General features: G+C 60.8%; 13 protein-coding genes. 7 read left to right on the top strand and 6 right to left on the bottom strand.

The window, feature by feature from the left end:
* Positions 1-217: 217 nt before the first annotated feature.
* The 5 genes from C0V97_RS06270 to C0V97_RS06250 all read right to left on the bottom strand — a co-directional run bounded on the left by C0V97_RS06270 (position 218) and on the right by C0V97_RS06250 (position 8,056).
* Positions 218-2,026, bottom strand: coding sequence for a glycoside hydrolase family 15 protein (locus C0V97_RS06270; protein ID WP_199751678.1), 1,809 nt, complete (start codon positions 2,024-2,026; stop codon positions 218-220).
* Between the two features lie 110 nt (positions 2,027-2,136).
* A complete protein-coding gene (gene zwf, locus C0V97_RS06265; RefSeq protein ID WP_127101779.1) occupies positions 2,137-3,642 on the bottom strand; it encodes a glucose-6-phosphate dehydrogenase in 1,506 nt (501 codons plus the stop codon).
* A 96-nt stretch (positions 3,643-3,738) separates the two neighbouring features.
* Complete coding sequence (locus tag C0V97_RS06260; RefSeq protein ID WP_233582021.1) at positions 3,739-5,292, bottom strand: efflux transporter outer membrane subunit; 1,554 nt, start codon at positions 5,290-5,292, stop codon at positions 3,739-3,741.
* 62 nt (positions 5,293-5,354) lie between these two features.
* The gene (locus tag C0V97_RS06255; protein WP_127101778.1) at positions 5,355-6,935 is read right to left on the bottom strand and encodes a DHA2 family efflux MFS transporter permease subunit; all 1,581 of its coding nucleotides are present in this window, start codon (positions 6,933-6,935) and stop codon (positions 5,355-5,357) included.
* A complete protein-coding gene (locus tag C0V97_RS06250) occupies positions 6,932-8,056 on the bottom strand; it encodes an HlyD family secretion protein (protein ID WP_127101777.1) in 1,125 nt (374 codons plus the stop codon). The genes C0V97_RS06255 and C0V97_RS06250 overlap by 4 nt, the downstream gene beginning before the upstream one ends.
* A 536-nt stretch (positions 8,057-8,592) precedes the next feature.
* Here C0V97_RS06250 and C0V97_RS06245 point away from each other — a divergent pair.
* From C0V97_RS06245 to C0V97_RS06225, 5 genes are read left to right on the top strand one after another with little or no spacing between them, the layout of a single operon-like run.
* Positions 8,593-9,792, top strand: coding sequence for a molybdopterin molybdotransferase MoeA (locus C0V97_RS06245; protein WP_127101776.1), 1,200 nt, complete (start codon positions 8,593-8,595; stop codon positions 9,790-9,792).
* On the top strand, positions 9,782-10,837 hold the full coding sequence (moaA, locus tag C0V97_RS06240; protein WP_127101775.1) for a GTP 3',8-cyclase MoaA: 1,056 nt from the start codon (positions 9,782-9,784) through the stop codon (positions 10,835-10,837). The genes C0V97_RS06245 and moaA overlap by 11 nt, the downstream gene beginning before the upstream one ends.
* A gap of 1 nt (position 10,838) precedes the next feature.
* The gene (gene moaC, locus C0V97_RS06235) at positions 10,839-11,315 is read left to right on the top strand and encodes a cyclic pyranopterin monophosphate synthase MoaC (RefSeq protein WP_127101774.1); all 477 of its coding nucleotides are present in this window, start codon (positions 10,839-10,841) and stop codon (positions 11,313-11,315) included.
* Positions 11,296-11,559, top strand: a complete 264-nt coding sequence (locus C0V97_RS06230) for a MoaD/ThiS family protein (protein ID WP_233582008.1) — start codon at positions 11,296-11,298, stop codon at positions 11,557-11,559. The genes moaC and C0V97_RS06230 overlap by 20 nt, the downstream gene beginning before the upstream one ends.
* A complete protein-coding gene (locus C0V97_RS06225; protein ID WP_127101773.1) occupies positions 11,556-11,984 on the top strand; it encodes a molybdenum cofactor biosynthesis protein MoaE in 429 nt (142 codons plus the stop codon). The genes C0V97_RS06230 and C0V97_RS06225 overlap by 4 nt, the downstream gene beginning before the upstream one ends.
* A 106-nt stretch (positions 11,985-12,090) precedes the next feature.
* Here the strand turns inward: C0V97_RS06225 and C0V97_RS06220 are convergent, their stop codons facing one another.
* Complete coding sequence (locus tag C0V97_RS06220; protein WP_127101772.1) at positions 12,091-12,876, bottom strand: sulfite exporter TauE/SafE family protein; 786 nt, start codon at positions 12,874-12,876, stop codon at positions 12,091-12,093.
* A gap of 187 nt (positions 12,877-13,063) precedes the next feature.
* Here C0V97_RS06220 and C0V97_RS06215 point away from each other — a divergent pair, with 187 nt between their 5' ends.
* Positions 13,064-14,563 carry a leucyl aminopeptidase gene (locus tag C0V97_RS06215; RefSeq protein ID WP_127101771.1) on the top strand — a complete coding sequence of 500 codons (1,500 nt, stop codon included), beginning with the start codon at positions 13,064-13,066 and terminating at the stop codon, positions 14,561-14,563.
* Positions 14,560-15,006 (top strand): DNA polymerase III subunit chi, encoded by a 447-nt coding sequence (locus C0V97_RS06210; protein ID WP_127101770.1) that lies wholly within the window; start codon positions 14,560-14,562, stop codon positions 15,004-15,006. Before C0V97_RS06215 ends, C0V97_RS06210 begins: the two co-directional genes overlap by 4 nt.
* Positions 15,007-15,011 lie beyond the last annotated feature (5 nt).

Below are 15,011 nucleotides of genomic sequence, written 5' to 3'. Positions count from 1 at the left end.
GGCGTGAAACGCCTATCCGCATGCAAGTTGCCAGTGGTCGTGAGGTTTTTTTCTGCGCCATTGCCTAGCATCACATCAAGTCCCTGCCTATCACCTGAAGGGGAGCACACGAACCCGTGATTATTAGTATTTAAACAGTCCTCTTTTTGTTGATATCAGTTATCAACTTGCTCCTTTTCTGGACGAAATTCGTCCAGAAACTTGTTGATATTTATTCTCAACTTCGCGCTTTTTCGCCGGACAGGGCCTGGTCCAGATACTGACCAGCCCTGATCAGCGCCAGATGGGTGAAAGCCTGGGGGAAATTGCCCAGATGCTCGCCCGCAGGCCCGATCTCCTCGGAAAACAGGCCGACGTGATTGGCGTAGGAGAGGGTCTTGTCGAACAGGAAGCGCGCCATGAGCAGGTCGCCCGACCGCGCCAGGCACTCGATGTACCAGAAAGAGCACATGGTGAACGTGCCCTCACGGCCCTCCAGCCCGTCCTCGTTATCGCCCTCGGCCACGTGATAACGAAAGACATGGCTGTCATCGAGCAGCTGATCACCCACTGCCTTGAGCGTGGCCTTCCAGCGGGAGTCGTGATCGCCAATAAAGCCCATCAGCGGCATGAGGAGGCAGGACGCATCGATTGCAGTACCGCCCTTGTACTGGACGTAATACTGAAGCTCGTCGCTCCAGAAATTATTTTGGACATCCATGTAGATGGCATTGCGTTCACGCACCCAGACTGCAATGCGCGCTGGCAAACCCCGTTCTTCCGAGAGACGAATGGCGCGATCCAGAGCGACCCAGCACATGATGCGCGAGAACAGGAAGTGCTTCTTCCCGCCCCTCACCTCCCAGATGCTTTCATCGGGCTGGTTCCAGTTCACGCACAGCCAGTCGATCCCCTCGGCGATCGACTCCCAGGCCTTCCAGCTGATGCGCTCGCAGTGACGATCGGCATGATAGACCGCGTCCATCATCTCGCCGATGATATCGAGCTGAAGCTGGTCCTCGGCCCCATTGCCGATACGCACCGGACGGGACTCCCTGAAACCGCGGAAATGGGTCAGATCGGTTTCGGGCACGAAGGCCTTGCCATCAATGGCGTACATGACCTTCAGGCGGGCCTCACCGGGCTGCGCCTCGAGACGCCGTTGATGGAGCCATCGGATGAAAGCGGTCGCCTCTTCGGTGTGACCGGTCTTCATGAAGGCGTAGACCATGAACGAGGAATCACGGATCCAGCAGTAACGATAGTCCCAGTTGCGCACCCCGCCGGGGTCTTCTGGCAGGCCGAAGGTCGCTGCCGCCACCATCGAGCCATATTCTGCAGACGTCAGCAGCTTGAGCGCGAGGGTGGAACGCGTGATGTGATCATGCCAGCGCCCATGATATTCCGCACGCGCCACCCAGTCGGTCCAGTAATTGGCCGTGGCCTTGAAGGCGTTTGAGGTCCAGTGATCTTCCAGGCACAGATTCTCGTCGGTGGTGACGCTGTCGAGCATGAAGATGGCGGTTTCGTTGAGCTCGAGCACGAATTCCGCACAGGCATCCTGCTCGATGATCCGCATGGGAATTGTCGAGCTGATACGCAGCGTCGGCAGGTCGGACCGCAGCGGCTCGAACAGGATCACCTTGTCATTGAGCGCGCGCGTCCGGTGCCCCACACGGGCGTAATCGAAACGCGGCGCGCAATGCAGTCGGAACTTCAGTGTACCCCGTACGGCCTTCACCCGGCGGATCACACGCTGTTCGGGGTAATCGGGGGCAAGCGTCATGAAATCGGAGATCTCGCTCACCCCTTCCGGCGAGAGGACCCGTGTGAGCAGAACATTGGTGTCCGGCACGTAGAACTGGCGAAAACGCCCCCCTTCCAGCACGGGCGCCAGTTCGAAGAACCCGGCATTCGGCTCCAGCAGGGAGGCAAACACGCTCGGGGAGTCGAAACGGGGCCAGCACATGAAGTCGATCGATCCGTTGAGCGCCACCAGCGCCGTCGTTCTCAGATCGCCGATCACGGCATGATTCTCGATCGCCATACTCATCATCAGTTCTTTCGACCCAGCCCTTTTCATCAGGCTGATAAGGGGGAGGATAAGCAGCATTGTCGCGGGGACATCGCCCCCATGCGACAACATGCCGAATTCATTCAGGTGACAGGAAGCCAGCGGCGACCATCGCGTGCAAGCAGGGCATCTGCCTCGTCCGGTCCCTGTGACCCTGCAGGATAGAGGCATGGAGACTTGGCAGGATCGACGATCTGATCGATCGCAGCCCAGGAGGCCTCGATGGTCTCGGCACTCTGGAACAGCATCTGGTTCCCTGCCATGCAGTCGTGCAGCAGCGCCTCGTAGCCCACATTCGGCTCCTTTTTGAAGAAATCATCATAAAGGAACGTGCTGCGCACGGGGGCTATCGCCTCCTCAAGTCCGGGCTGCTTGGCATCGAAATTGATCGATACCCCCCTTACGGGATCCAGCAGGAACCGGATGACATTGCCGATGCGCGGATCGTTCATGTCCTGATTGAAGAGAGCGTAAGGTGGCTTTTTGAAGACAATACTGATCTCTGTTCGACGCCCCGAGAGCCGCTTGCCTGTGCGCAGATAAAAAGGCACGCCGCCCCAGCGCCAGTTATCTATGAACAGCCGCATCGAGGCGTAGGTTTCGGTCTCGCTGTCAGATGCCACGCCAGGCTCATTGCGATAACCCGGCACCTTGGTTCCGTTGAGAACGCCATCCGCATACTGCCCTGAAACGTAATCATCGGGCGTGATCGGTCTGATAGCCTGCAGGAGCCGCGTCTTTTCCTGCCTGACAGCCTCGGCTGCGAGGGAGGCTGGCGGCTCCATGGCAATCAGGCTGAGCAAGACGAAAAGATGATTGGGCACCATATCGCGCAACGCGCCCGTCCGCTCGTAAAACGCTCCGCGCTGCTCGACACCGATCGTCTCCGACGCTGTGATCTGGACATGATCGATATATTCGCGGCGCCAGATCGGCTCGAACAGCACGTTCGAGAAACGCGCGATCATGATGCCCTGATTGGCTTCCTTGCCCAGAAAATGATCGATCCGGTAGATCTGGCTTTCCTGCGCCTGGGCCCGCAACTGCCCGTCGAGCTCCCGTGCCGACGTCAGGTCATGACCGAAAGGCTTTTCGACCACGATGCGGCGAAAGCATCCATCCTCCTTGAGCAGGCCAGCCTGACCCAGGCCGGAGGCGATCTGCGCGAAGAAGCGCGAGGCCACCGCCATGTAGAAAATGACATTGCTGTTCCCAAGGGTCGTGGCCAGTGCAGCAAAGATATCGGGTCGGGTAAAATCACCGGGCAGATAGAGCGCCCGCGCTGTCACCTTGTCCCACACATCACGGTCGAGATGGGGGCAGGAGAACTCGGCGGAGGGATCCCTGGCGTCCTGTTCGGCCAAGCCGAAAAGCCGCGCAGCCCATTCGGTTCCGGTCTGCTCGGGTCGGTCGACGGCAATGACCTGGAAATCGGCCGGCAGGGCATCGGCCACGGCGAGATCGTAAAGAGAGGGTAGAAGCAGGCGGCGCGTCAGATCGCCCCCTGCCCCGAAAATGACCAGCTTGCAGGGTTGAGATCCGGAGGCTTGCCCGATGACATTCTGAAGCTGGTCAGTGGTTATCGACATGATGCTCCTCCATCTTTCTCAATGAGCAAGATGGAAAAGCTTATCCGACACCAATAGATCGTCGAATTATTTTCGCGATCTCAAACAATAACGTGATCAGCCGTGACGGGGACTATCTCCCCCCAGCTGGCGAATGGTGGCGTCTTCAGGCTTGTCTTGCGGGAATTGCGTTTCCCAGCCTCCACCCAATGCGTTGTAAAGTCGGGCCAGATTGCTTGCTATGGTGGTCGTGCTATCCGCCAGCTGCAGCTGCGCCGACAGCAGGTCACGCTGGGCTGACAGGACATTGAGGTAATTCGTCAGACCGCTGCGATACTGGTCCTGAGACAGGCTGAGCGCGCGCTGACCCGCCTCCACGGCGGCCTGCAACCCGTCACGGCGATGCTGCTCGTCACGATAGGCGATGAGCGCATTATCGACGTCGCGCCAGGCCTCGAGCACCGTCTCACGATAGGTGATGGCCGCTGCTTTCTGGGCATAGCGGTTGAGCATCAGCTGCCCGCGCAACCGTCCGCCCTGGAAGATCGGCAATGAGATGGACGGCCCGATATTCCAGGCGCGCGCATTCCAGAACCCGAGATCGCGGAAGGAGAGCGATTGCAGTCCGAAATCAGCGTTGAGCGTGACCTTGGGATAGAACTCGGCCTCTGCCTCAGCCACATTCGCCACAGCGGCGTGAAGCTGCGCTTCAGCCTGACGAATATCCGGGCGGCGCTGTGCCAGCTCGGACGGCACCCCCACCGGCACACGCGGCGGCACGACCGGAATGCCTGCCGTACGGGTCAGCTCGTCATTGAGCGTTCCTGGCGGTGAGCCCAGAAGCAGGCTGATCGCATTGATCTGCTGGTCAACGCGCTGCTCCAGCTGGGCGATCTGGGCCGTGGTCGAGTCAAGCTGGCTCTCTGCACTGGTTACGTCGAGCTCGGTCACCAGACCGGTCTTTTGACGCTCCTTTGCCAGGGAAAGCGTCCGGACCTGCGTGTCCCGGTTCGCCCGCGTGATACGCAGTTGCTCCTGCAAGCCACGCAGGGTGAGGTAATCATTCGCCATGTCGGCCTGCTGCGCGATCAGCACGCCACGGCGTTGCTCGTCGCTCGCCTGCAGATCGGCTTTTGCCGCCTCATACTGCCGTGCAACACGCCCCCACAGATCGATCTCGTATTGGGCGTCGATGGAATATTTCCACTGGTTCAGCACTGGGATCGTGGCACTACCGACGCTCTGATCGAGCAAATTGGCGTTCTGCTGGCCAAGTGCCGTAGCGTTATCCTTTGCGACACCGGACAGGATGCGCTGCAGCGACTTGGTGCTGTATTGCGAGCGCGTATAGGAGCCGCTGGCTGACAGCCCCGGAAAACGCTCGGCACCCGCCATCAGCAGCTGGGCACGGCTCTGGGCAAGCTGGGCCGTGGCACGCTGAATGCTCAGATTTTGTGTAGCCAGGCGCGTTTCGAGCGAGGTCAGGGTCGGATCGTTGAAGATCTTCCACCAGTTTGGATCGGGGGCGTCGGGTGTTGTACGACTGCCTGCCTGACCTGCGTGAGCATGCATGTCATACTGGCTGGGCGACCAAAGATCGGGCTTCTGGTATTTGGGCCCCACGCAGCCCCCAAGCGAGATGGCCATGGCGAGGGAAGCACCGCACAGCATGAGCGCGCGCGGGGAACGGCCTGTCTTCAAGGCGAAGCTCCGGAAAATCATGAAGGGGGTCATCAATGGGCACCTCCGGCCGGGCCTTTCTTGGCCACAGGGGAGAGCAGGAAGCAGAAGGGAACAACGAAGAACGCCATGATGCCGATCACCATGAATGTCTGGTTGTAGGCGACCATGGAAACCTGCTGCATGAAGCTCTGATAGTAACTGTGGATGGCATATTGATGCGCTGCCGATGAGGTCATGCCTGCATCGGTGGCGACTTTCTGCACCGTATTCAGGTAGTCCTGTCCATTGGCGTTGTAGTCTGATGACCAGTGGGCCATCAGGCTCTGACGCACCTGCTTCGTTTCAGTGATTGCCGCCGTGGCCAGAGAGATTGCCAGCGACCCTACATAGTTGCGGGACATGCTGAACATGGCCGACGCATCGGAGTTCAGTTCCTTGGGCAGGGTCGAGTAGGCGATCGTCGAGATCGGCACGAAGAGAAAAGCCAGGGCCGAGGTCTGGAAGATTCGGTATTCGACCAGATGGGCATAGCTTGTGGTGGGGACGAGTTGAGCCGAATAGAACATCGCCAGCCCCATCAGGAAGAAGCCGAAGGCAATCAGGTTGCGCACCTGAATGAAGCCCATCAACTTCCCGACTATAGGGATCAGACAGATGATGACCGCGCCGCCAGGTGCCAGAACCTCACCCGAGATCGTGGCGGTATAGCCCAGGACCTGCTGGGCGAACTGGGGCACGATGATGGCGGAGGCATAGAGCAGCCCGCCGACCATGGCCATCAGGAACGTCCCGACCGCGAAATTGCGATCCTTGAAGATGGCCAGATTCAGAAGCGGGTTCTTGGCGCGCAGCAGCCAGATGACGGCGCCCACCACACCGGCCACACCGAGCGCCGCCATGGTGATGATGAAATTCGACCCGAACCAGTCATCGTCTTCGCCACGATCGGCCATGACTTCGAGACAACCCAGACCGAGAGAGATCAGGCAGATCCCGATGACGTCTACTTTCTCACGCTTCTGCTTTTCCCATGGCGGATCCTCGACAAGGGCCGAAACACCAACCAGGGTGAGAATGCCGAACGGCACATTGACATAGAAAATCCAGCGCCAGGAATAGTTATCGACCAGATAGCCCCCGAGCAGCGGTCCGAGAATGGGGGCCACGATGGTGGCGATGGCGGTCAGACCAAAAGCCGCGCCGCGCTTTTCCGGCGGGAAGGTGTCGAGAATGATGGATTGCTGATTCGGCTGCAGACCGCCCCCGAAAAAGCCCTGCATCAGGCGGAAGATGATCAGCATAGGCAGGCTCGTCGACAATCCACACAGGAAGGACGAGACCGTGAACATGGCGATGCAGATCAGGAAGTAACGCTTGCGCCCCAGAAGCTTGCCGAACCATGCGGAAATGGTCAGCACGATCCCGTTTGCAACCAGATAGGAGGTCAGCGCCCAGGTGGCATCGTCATAGGAACTGCCGAGCGCGCCCGAAATATGTGGGAGCGCCACGTTGATGATGGTGGTGTCGAGCACCTCCATGAAGGCGCCCAGCGTCACAACCACTGCAATCAACCAGGGGTTGGCTTTGGGCTTCCAGTCGGCATGGTTGTTTTCGCTGGACGCGTCGCTCATTGGACAGTCACCGTCGGGACGACAGAAACACCCAGAGGCAGCGGCACGTTGGGATCGAGCCCGCTATCGATCAGGATCTTGACCGGTACGCGCTGGACGATCTTCACGAAGTTGCCCGTCGCGTTCTCGGGCGGAAAGGCACTGAAGGCCGAGCCTGCCCCAAGCTGGATCGAGTCCACATGGCCATGCAGAGTCAGACCGGGATAGGCGTCGACGTCGATCTCGACCTTCTGCCCGGGACGCATCTTGGTGATCTGCGTCTCCTTGTAATTGGCCACGACCCAGACTTCAGGCTCGACGATCGAAAACAGCTTCTGACCCGTCTGGACGAAATCACCCTGCTCGACATTACGCTGCGAAATCCAGCCATCATGCGGCGCGCGCACTTCAGTCCAGCCATAATTGAGCTGGGCCTGCACCAGATCGGCCTCGGCGGCCTTCAGAGCCGCTTTCTGCTGCGCCATCGTATCGCGCTGGTTTTCGATATTCGGCTTGACCGGGGTAGCCTGCTGGAATTCACCCTCGGCGCGCATGACTTCGGCGCGGGCCTGGTCGAGTGCTGCCTTCGAGTAATCGATATCCTGCTGGGTGGTCGCTGCACGCGACACGCTGTGCTGGCGGCGATAATCCGTTTCGGCCTTGAAAAGCTGGGCCTGGGCGGAGGTCAGCGCACCCTTTGCCGCGATCAGACGACCGGGATAGTTCTGTTGCGCCACCTGAAGCATCTGCTGGGCAGCCGAGAAATTGGCCTGGGCCTGCGCGATGCTGGCCTCGGCCTTGTGCAGCGAGGCGATGTAGTCGCGATCATCGATCTTGACCAGCAACTGTCCGGCATGGACGAACTGGTTGTCATTGACCAGAAGCTGCGTGACATAGCCGTTCACATGCGGGGCGATCGAGACCTTGCGCCCTGTCGTGTATGCGTCATCCGTTTCGATCTGGTTGCGTGTCAGCAACCAGTATCCAAGCCAGGCGATCGCCACGACGATGACCACGAGAATCAGGATCACACGCAGAAGCGGGCTGCGTTTCTTGCCCCCGTTCTTCTTGTTGTTCTGATTGTCGCTCTTACCGTCATCACCCTGCGATGCGCGATTATCCTGCTCGTCGCCCTGCGCCATGTGCATCCTCTCGGCGTTGCCCCGCTTTGTCCGAAGCAACTCAGTTTTTGGGTCCGTTACCCCGAAATCTCATCGCCTGATCTGAAAATGACCGTTCGGTTCGGTCACGAACTAGCATAGCTTCCAGAAGCCATCAATCATCCGTTGCAGAGAATGTCTGGCCTTTCGCGGAACTGTCACACGCCCCTCACCCTTCGTTCCGCAGATCAAGGCGCTGTGATGAGAATAGGTTGCACCTGCAAAACTTGCCATTTGATGAAGTGCGTTTTCTGTTACGGGAAAGACACAGACCGACGCGCAGCACAGAAGCTCTCATGTGGCACACCCTGCCCGGCACACCGTAAATCGGCATGGCAGCGTTTCTCACCACCATTTCGGCCCACGCACAGGGCCCTTCCCGCAGGACATCGATGCGCTGCCCCTCTTTTCTTGATGCACTTGATGCCCGGCGGATCGTCGGGCATCACCTTTCTCTCACGCAGGATGCTGGTCGGGCGCATTGGCGTGCCCTGCCGGAATGCCCATATGGAACGCCCATGAGTGATCTCCTGCCCCTAACTATGGCCGAACGACTCATCCGGCAGGCCATGACGCCGTTTCCGGTTGAGGCTGTCCCGCTGGAAGCCGCGTACGGGCGTGTCCTGCGCCAGGCAGTTCATGCCGAGCGCGCCCTCCCTCCCTATGACCGCGTGATACTTGATGGGATCGCCGTCGCCTGGCGTGACAGACAGACAGCCTGGGTTCTGAGCGGTACCCAGGCGGCCGGGCACCCTCCTCTGACCCTTGACCCAGGCCATGAGGCGGCACTGGCCGTGATGACAGGGGCGGTCCTGCCCCGTGGGGCTGATACCGTTATCCCGCGTGAGGATTACCGTCGGGAAGGAGATACGCTCATCCTGCAGAAGGGTGTCTCTCCAAAACGTGGGCAGCACATCCACCCCATGGGAGCCGATTGCGCTGCGGGTGCGGCGTTACTCGAAAGCGGCCTGATATTGTCTCCGCCCGAGATGGCGGTTCTGGCCGCGAACGGGATCAGCCAGCCTCTGGTTTCGGCAATTCCTTCTATCGCGGTCATTTCAACCGGGGATGAACTGGTAGCGCCCGACGCGCCCGTCGCTCCCTGGCAGATCAGACGCTCGAACGACTACGCCATCGCAGCCTCGCTCGCCCGCCGGGGTCTCACCCGACAGACCCTGCTGACACTGCCCGATGATCTGGCGATCCTGACGCTCAAACTCGACGAAGCGCTCGATACCCATGATGCCGTGGTGCTCAGCGGGGGTGTCTCCATGGGCGATTTCGATTTCGTTCCCAAGGTGCTTGCAGCCTTGGGCGTGCAACGGATTTTCCATAAGGTGGCCCAGCGCCCGGGCAAGCCGTTCTGGTTCGGCATCGGTAAATCCGGCCAGCCGGTCTTCGCCCTTCCGGGTAATCCTGTTTCCGCTCTGGCCTGCTGCAGCCGTCATGTCGTGCCGGCGCTGTTGCATGCCCAGGGCCTGAATCTGCCGCCCCGCCACGTTATGCTCGCTGCGCCGCTCACCCCCATCGCCACCATGACGCGCTTCGTCCCTGTGCGTCTCGGTCATGACGATCAAGGCCGGACGCTTGCCTATCCATGCCCCATGACGACTTCCGGCGATTTCAATCGGCTCGGCGCGACCGATGGTCTTGTGACCTTGCCGCCGGGCGATACGCCCTTGTCCGCAGGGACCGGCCTGGTTTTTCATGCGTGGTGAGACGACCCGAGCGGCGCCGCGTGATCGTCTTGCGCGCCCCTGGCATGATCTGCGCATTTCGGTCATGGACCGATGCAATTTTCGCTGCCCCTATTGCATGCCGCAATCGGTGTTCCATGACGATTTCGCCTTTCTCGACCCCGCAGCACGACTCGATTTCGAGGCGATCACCCGCATAGCGCGTGTCTCGGCGGGGCTGGGTGTCAGCAAATTGCGTCTGACCGGAGGGGAGCCGCTCCTGAGACCGGGGCTGCCCGATCTGGTTGCCCGCCTCGTGGCGCTCGAGGGTATTGATGATGTGGCGCTCACGACCAATGCGGTTCTCCTCGACCGCCATCTCGACGCGCTGCACGAGGCTGGTCTGACCCGGCTCACGATCAGTCTCGATGCCCTCGATCCCGCAATTTTCAGTCGCATGAGCGGCGGGCGTGCTCAGGTTGAGACCGTTCTGGCCGCCATCGACCAGGCGGCGGAACGCGGCTTCTCCGGCGGGATCAAGATCAATACCGTCATCCAGCGCGGGGTGAATGAAAGCGAAATCCTGCCTCTGGCGGCGCGCTTCCGCCATAGCGGGGTCACCTTGCGCTTTATCGAATACATGGATGTTGGCACCCGCAATCACTGGTCGCAAGGAGAGGTGGTGCCCTCAGCCGAGCTCCTGTCGCGCATCGCTGAGACCTGGCCTGTCGAGGCACTGGCCCCGCTCTATCGAGGTGAGGTGGCGCGGCGCTATCGGTTCGTGGATGGCGGCGGTGAGATCGGGTTCATTTCCTCTGTCACCGCCCCGTTCTGTGGCGATTGCTCGCGTGCGCGCCTTTCATCGGAGGGGCAGATCTTCACATGCCTCTTCGCCAGCCAGGGCACAGATCTGCGCCCGGCCCTGGCCCAGAACTCGGATGAAGACCTCGAGGCAGTGCTGCGCGCTATCTGGCAGGCCCGCGCAGATCGCTATAGTGAACAACGCCATGACGGGGCGCCTGCGTCACGGGCGGGAGGGGCGCATGACCCGCAAGAGCGCATCGAGATGTATTATATAGGAGGCTGAGATGACATCCCTGACCCATGTGGATGAAAACGGCGAACGGCCTCGCATGGTCGAGATAGGCGACAAGCAGGTGACCCGGCGCGAGGCCCATGCGCGCGCCACGCTGCGTTTCCCCCCCGATGTCGCCCAGTCCCTTGCCGAGTCCGGCTACATGACCAGCAAGGGCGCCGTGCTGACCGTGGCACAGCTTGCCGGGATCATGGGAACCAAATCGACCGCGCAGCTCATTCCGCTCTGCCACCCCCTCGCCCTGACCGGATGCAAGCTCGACATTACCATTGAGGGATGCACCGCGCTCATCGATTGCCGTGTGAAATGCGAAGGCAAGACGGGTGTGGAAATGGAGGCCCTCACCGGCGCCACCGTTGCCGCCCTCACCCTGTATGACATGTGCAAGGCACTCAGCCATGACATGGTGATCGAAAATGTTCGCCTCATGGGCAAGAGCGGTGGCAAGCGTGATTTCAGAGCAGGCTGACATGGCCAGCGTGACACTCGAATACTTTGCCCTTTTGCGTGACGAGGCTGGATGTCAGAGCGAAACGCTGCGGACCGAGGCACCGGATCTCGCCGCGCTTTACGATGCTCTCGCGCACTCGCGCGGCTTCACCCTGCCGCGCGCGCGTTTGCGCGTGGCGGTAAATGCGCGTTTTGCCCCTTGGGATCAGCCCGTCAGTGAGGGCGATCATATCGTGTTCATTCCACCGGTATCCGGCGGATGAGCGCGTTCCTTCTGACAGATCAGCCCATCGATCCCACGGCATTCGCTCACGCCTTGAGACGCGACGAGGCAGGCGGGTATTGCAGTTTTGAAGGCTGGGTGCGCAATCACAGTGACGGGCAGGATGTGCTCGGGCTGGATTATCAGGCGTACCGCCCCCTCGCCGAAGCCGAGGCTCTGGCCGTGTTGCGCGAGGCCGAAACGCGCTTTGAGATCCTTGCCGCTTCGGCCATTCACCGTTTCGGCAGTCTCGCGATAGGGGATATGGCCGTCTGGATCGGGGTCTCAGCCGCGCATCGCGACGGCGCCTTTCTGGCGTGCCGCTTCGTGATCGACGAACTCAAGCGCCGTGTGCCCATCTGGAAACGTGAACGCTATGCCGACGGTCATTCTGAATGGATTGCCTGTCACGATACCGAACTCTGAAACACGCAGAGGAAGGACCACTCCCTCTCCGCGTGGCGTGTAGAAGGCTATGCGCCACTCCCAGCCGAAGGACCATCGCGCTCCCGCGACCCTTTTTCAGGGGAGGTCAGACCAGGCGCCAACCGACGATGAAGAGAACGGCGGCAAGCACTGTACGCTGAACGCGCTCATTGACCTGCCCGACGCAAAGGCTGCCAAGCACGATGCCAGGGATCGAGCCGCAAAGCAGCGAAACCAGCATGGGAATCTTGACCGCGCCCAGCCACCAATGTCCCATACCGGCAATAAGCGTCAGCGGCACGGCATGGGCGATATCGGACCCCACGAGACGGGCGGTGCTGAGATTGGGATAGAGCAGGATCAGGACGGTCATGCCGATTGCCCCGGCGCCCACCGAAGACAGCGTGACCATCACACCCAGCACGGCCCCCAATATGACGGTCAACGCCGCCGCACTGCGCGCCGACAGCTCACCAGCATGGCGATGCGACCATTCCTGCAATTCCTTGCGAAAGAACACACTCGGCGCGGTGATCAGAAGGGCAACGCCCAAAGCCGTGGAGACAAGACGGGTCGTGTCGTGAGACGGGCTGCCATACCAGTGCAGAAACATCAGGGATATTACCGTGGCAGGCAGGCTGCCTGCCAGCATGCGCAGCACCACACGCCACTCCACAGCGCCACGATGCCCATGAACCAGCGTTCCTACGGACTTGGTGATCGCGGCATAGAGCAGGTCGGTGCCCACTGCCGCCTGGGGATGCACCTTGAATAACAGGATCAGCAACGGGGTCATGAGCGAGCCGCCGCCGACTCCGGTCATACCGACCAGAAAGCCAACCCCGAGACCAGAGAGGACGAAAAGCAGATTCAGATCGGCAAGCAATGACATGGCGGGGCCTTGATGGGCGTCGGGTGGCGTGAGGCGCGACTAGGCCATAATTCCAGTCAACAATCAACGCTCATAGTGGTTTGAATTTAATGAACGATCCAATATCGTTGTTATTCATGTCCCGCCTTGCCATCTGCACGAGGCATGCCAATAGTGGCGGAATTCTCAGATTTTGACCGGACGAACCATGCTCGACATCCAGATTCAGGCGCCGTTTCCAATCCTGCAGGGCAAGGGTGCCCCGGAATCGGAACAGACGCTGGTACTGCTCACCGGACCGGATTTCGATGTGGCGCACGGACCGTTCACCCATCTCGATGCGGCGACTGGCGGGGCTCTTCGTCGCGCTGTTGCCATTTCACGCTTCAAGGGCCAGCGCGATCAGAGCTGCACGCTGCTGGCTCCTTGCGCCGCACTCGCGCGTATCGTGCTGATCGGCTGCGGACCGGAGGACGAACTGGATATCCCGTGCATGGAAGCCGCCGGAGGTCAGGCGGCGCGTGCCGTGCGCGACACGACCCATGCCGATCTTGCCTTCGCCGGTCGATGCGCCGAGTTTGCTGCCCATGCCGCCTATGGCGCTGCACTGGGACGCTACAGCTTCGACCTCTATCACACGGATGAAGCCGAGAACGCGCCGCAGCTTCAGCGCCTGCATTTGGGTGTGGATGATACCGAAACCGTGCGCGTTCAGTGGGAGAGCCTGCAGGCCGTGGCCAAGGGCGTCTTCCGCGCTCGGGATCTGGTAAGCGAGCCGCCCAACGTGCTCAACCCGCCGGAATTCGCCCGCCGCATCGAGACACTGCGCGATCTAGGCGTGGAGGTGGAGATCCTCAATGCCGCGCGTCTGCGCGAGCTGGGTTTCGGAGCGCTGCTGGGCGTGGCCCAGGGCAGCGATCAGGAAGCCCGGGTTGCGATCATGCGCTATCGTGGCTCGGAGGACGCACCGATCGCTTTCATCGGCAAGGGCGTGACCTTCGACTCCGGCGGTATCTCCATCAAGCCAGCCGCTGGCATGGATGAGATGAAGACCGATATGGGCGGGGCCGCCGCCGTGGTCGGCGCGCTCGAGGCCGTGGCGCGACGCAAGGCCACCACCCATGTGATCGGGGTCGTCGGTCTGGTCGAGAACATGCTGTCAGGCAATGCGCAACGCCCCGGCGACGTGGTGCGCAGCTATGCTGGAAAGACCATCGAAGTGCTCAATACCGATGCTGAGGGGCGTCTGGTTCTTGCCGATGTGCTGGCCTATGCAAAGGAGCGCTTCCAGCCGCGCCTGATGGTGGATCTCGCCACGCTGACCGGGGCCATTGTGGTCAGTCTGGGCCATGTGCGCGCGGGTCTGTTCAGCAATGACGACGCGCTGGCCAAGGCTTTGTTCGAAGCAGGCGAGACAACGGGTGAGGCCGTATGGCGCATGCCGATGGGCAAGGCCTATGACCGACAGCTGCGCTCGGATATTGCCGATATGAAGAACATCACGGGCCGTCCGGGCAGCTCCATCACCGCCGCCCAGTTTCTTGCGCGGTTCGTCGGCGACACGCCCTGGGCGCATCTCGATATTGCGGGGGTGGCTTGGCGCTCCGACGCGGCACCGCAATGCCCCAAGGGCGCAACCGGCTTCGGCGTGCGTTTGCTCGATGCGCTCGTGCGCCATCACGAGCAGGGAGAAACAGCCGCTTCATGAGCGCAATCGGCTTCTATCACCTGACGCGCACAACGCTGGAAGACGCGCTGCCTCCCCTTCTGGGGCGGACGCTCGACTCCGGGCAGCGCGCCGTGATCCGGTGCCGTGATGCCGCACAGGTCAAGCAACTCGATGAAGCCCTGTGGAAAGCAAAATCCCCCCTCTGGCTGCCTCATGGCAGCCAGAGCATGGGGCATGGTCCAAGACAGCCCATCTGGCTTACAAAGGGCGATGACGTGCCCAATGAGGCGCGTTTTCTGTTTCTGCTTGATGGCGGCATCGATACGGCGCTCGAGCGTTTCGAACGTATCTTCACCCTTTTCGATGGCAATGACACTCAGGCCGTCAGTCGCGCGCGCAGCTTGTGGAGCAGCGCGAAACAGGCCGGACATGACCTGGCCTATTGGCAGCAGCAGGAACGGGGCTGGCAGAAAGCCGGTTGAGCCTG

It is taken from the genome of Asaia sp. W19 (genome assembly GCF_003994335.1).
Classification (GTDB): domain Bacteria; phylum Pseudomonadota; class Alphaproteobacteria; order Acetobacterales; family Acetobacteraceae; genus Asaia.
The sequence above is the reverse complement of the archived record's forward strand: the minus strand, read 5'-3'. Positions and strand labels throughout refer to the sequence as shown.

Bases quoted from the DNA above. Each gene is read 5' to 3' on its own strand.
- C0V97_RS06245 (WP_127101776.1), top strand. From the start codon at position 8,593: ATGAGTGATCTCCTGCCCCTAACTATGGCCGAACGACTCATCCGGCAG.
- C0V97_RS06225 (WP_127101773.1), top strand. From the start codon at position 11,556: ATGAGCGCGTTCCTTCTGACAGATCAGCCCATCGATCCCACGGCATTC.
- C0V97_RS06260 (WP_233582021.1), bottom strand. From the start codon at position 5,292: ATGCTGTGCGGTGCTTCCCTCGCCATGGCCATCTCGCTTGGGGGCTGC.
- C0V97_RS06270 (WP_199751678.1), bottom strand. From the start codon at position 2,026: ATGGCGATCGAGAATCATGCCGTGATCGGCGATCTGAGAACGACGGCG.
- C0V97_RS06220 (WP_127101772.1), bottom strand. From the start codon at position 12,876: ATGTCATTGCTTGCCGATCTGAATCTGCTTTTCGTCCTCTCTGGTCTC.
- zwf (WP_127101779.1), bottom strand. From the start codon at position 3,642: ATGTCGATAACCACTGACCAGCTTCAGAATGTCATCGGGCAAGCCTCC.
- C0V97_RS06210 (WP_127101770.1), top strand. From the start codon at position 14,560: ATGAGCGCAATCGGCTTCTATCACCTGACGCGCACAACGCTGGAAGAC.
- moaC (WP_127101774.1), top strand. From the start codon at position 10,839: ATGACATCCCTGACCCATGTGGATGAAAACGGCGAACGGCCTCGCATG.
- C0V97_RS06255 (WP_127101778.1), bottom strand. From the start codon at position 6,935: ATGAGCGACGCGTCCAGCGAAAACAACCATGCCGACTGGAAGCCCAAA.
- C0V97_RS06215 (WP_127101771.1), top strand. From the start codon at position 13,064: ATGCTCGACATCCAGATTCAGGCGCCGTTTCCAATCCTGCAGGGCAAG.
- C0V97_RS06250 (WP_127101777.1), bottom strand. From the start codon at position 8,056: ATGGCGCAGGGCGACGAGCAGGATAATCGCGCATCGCAGGGTGATGAC.
- moaA (WP_127101775.1), top strand. From the start codon at position 9,782: ATGCGTGGTGAGACGACCCGAGCGGCGCCGCGTGATCGTCTTGCGCGC.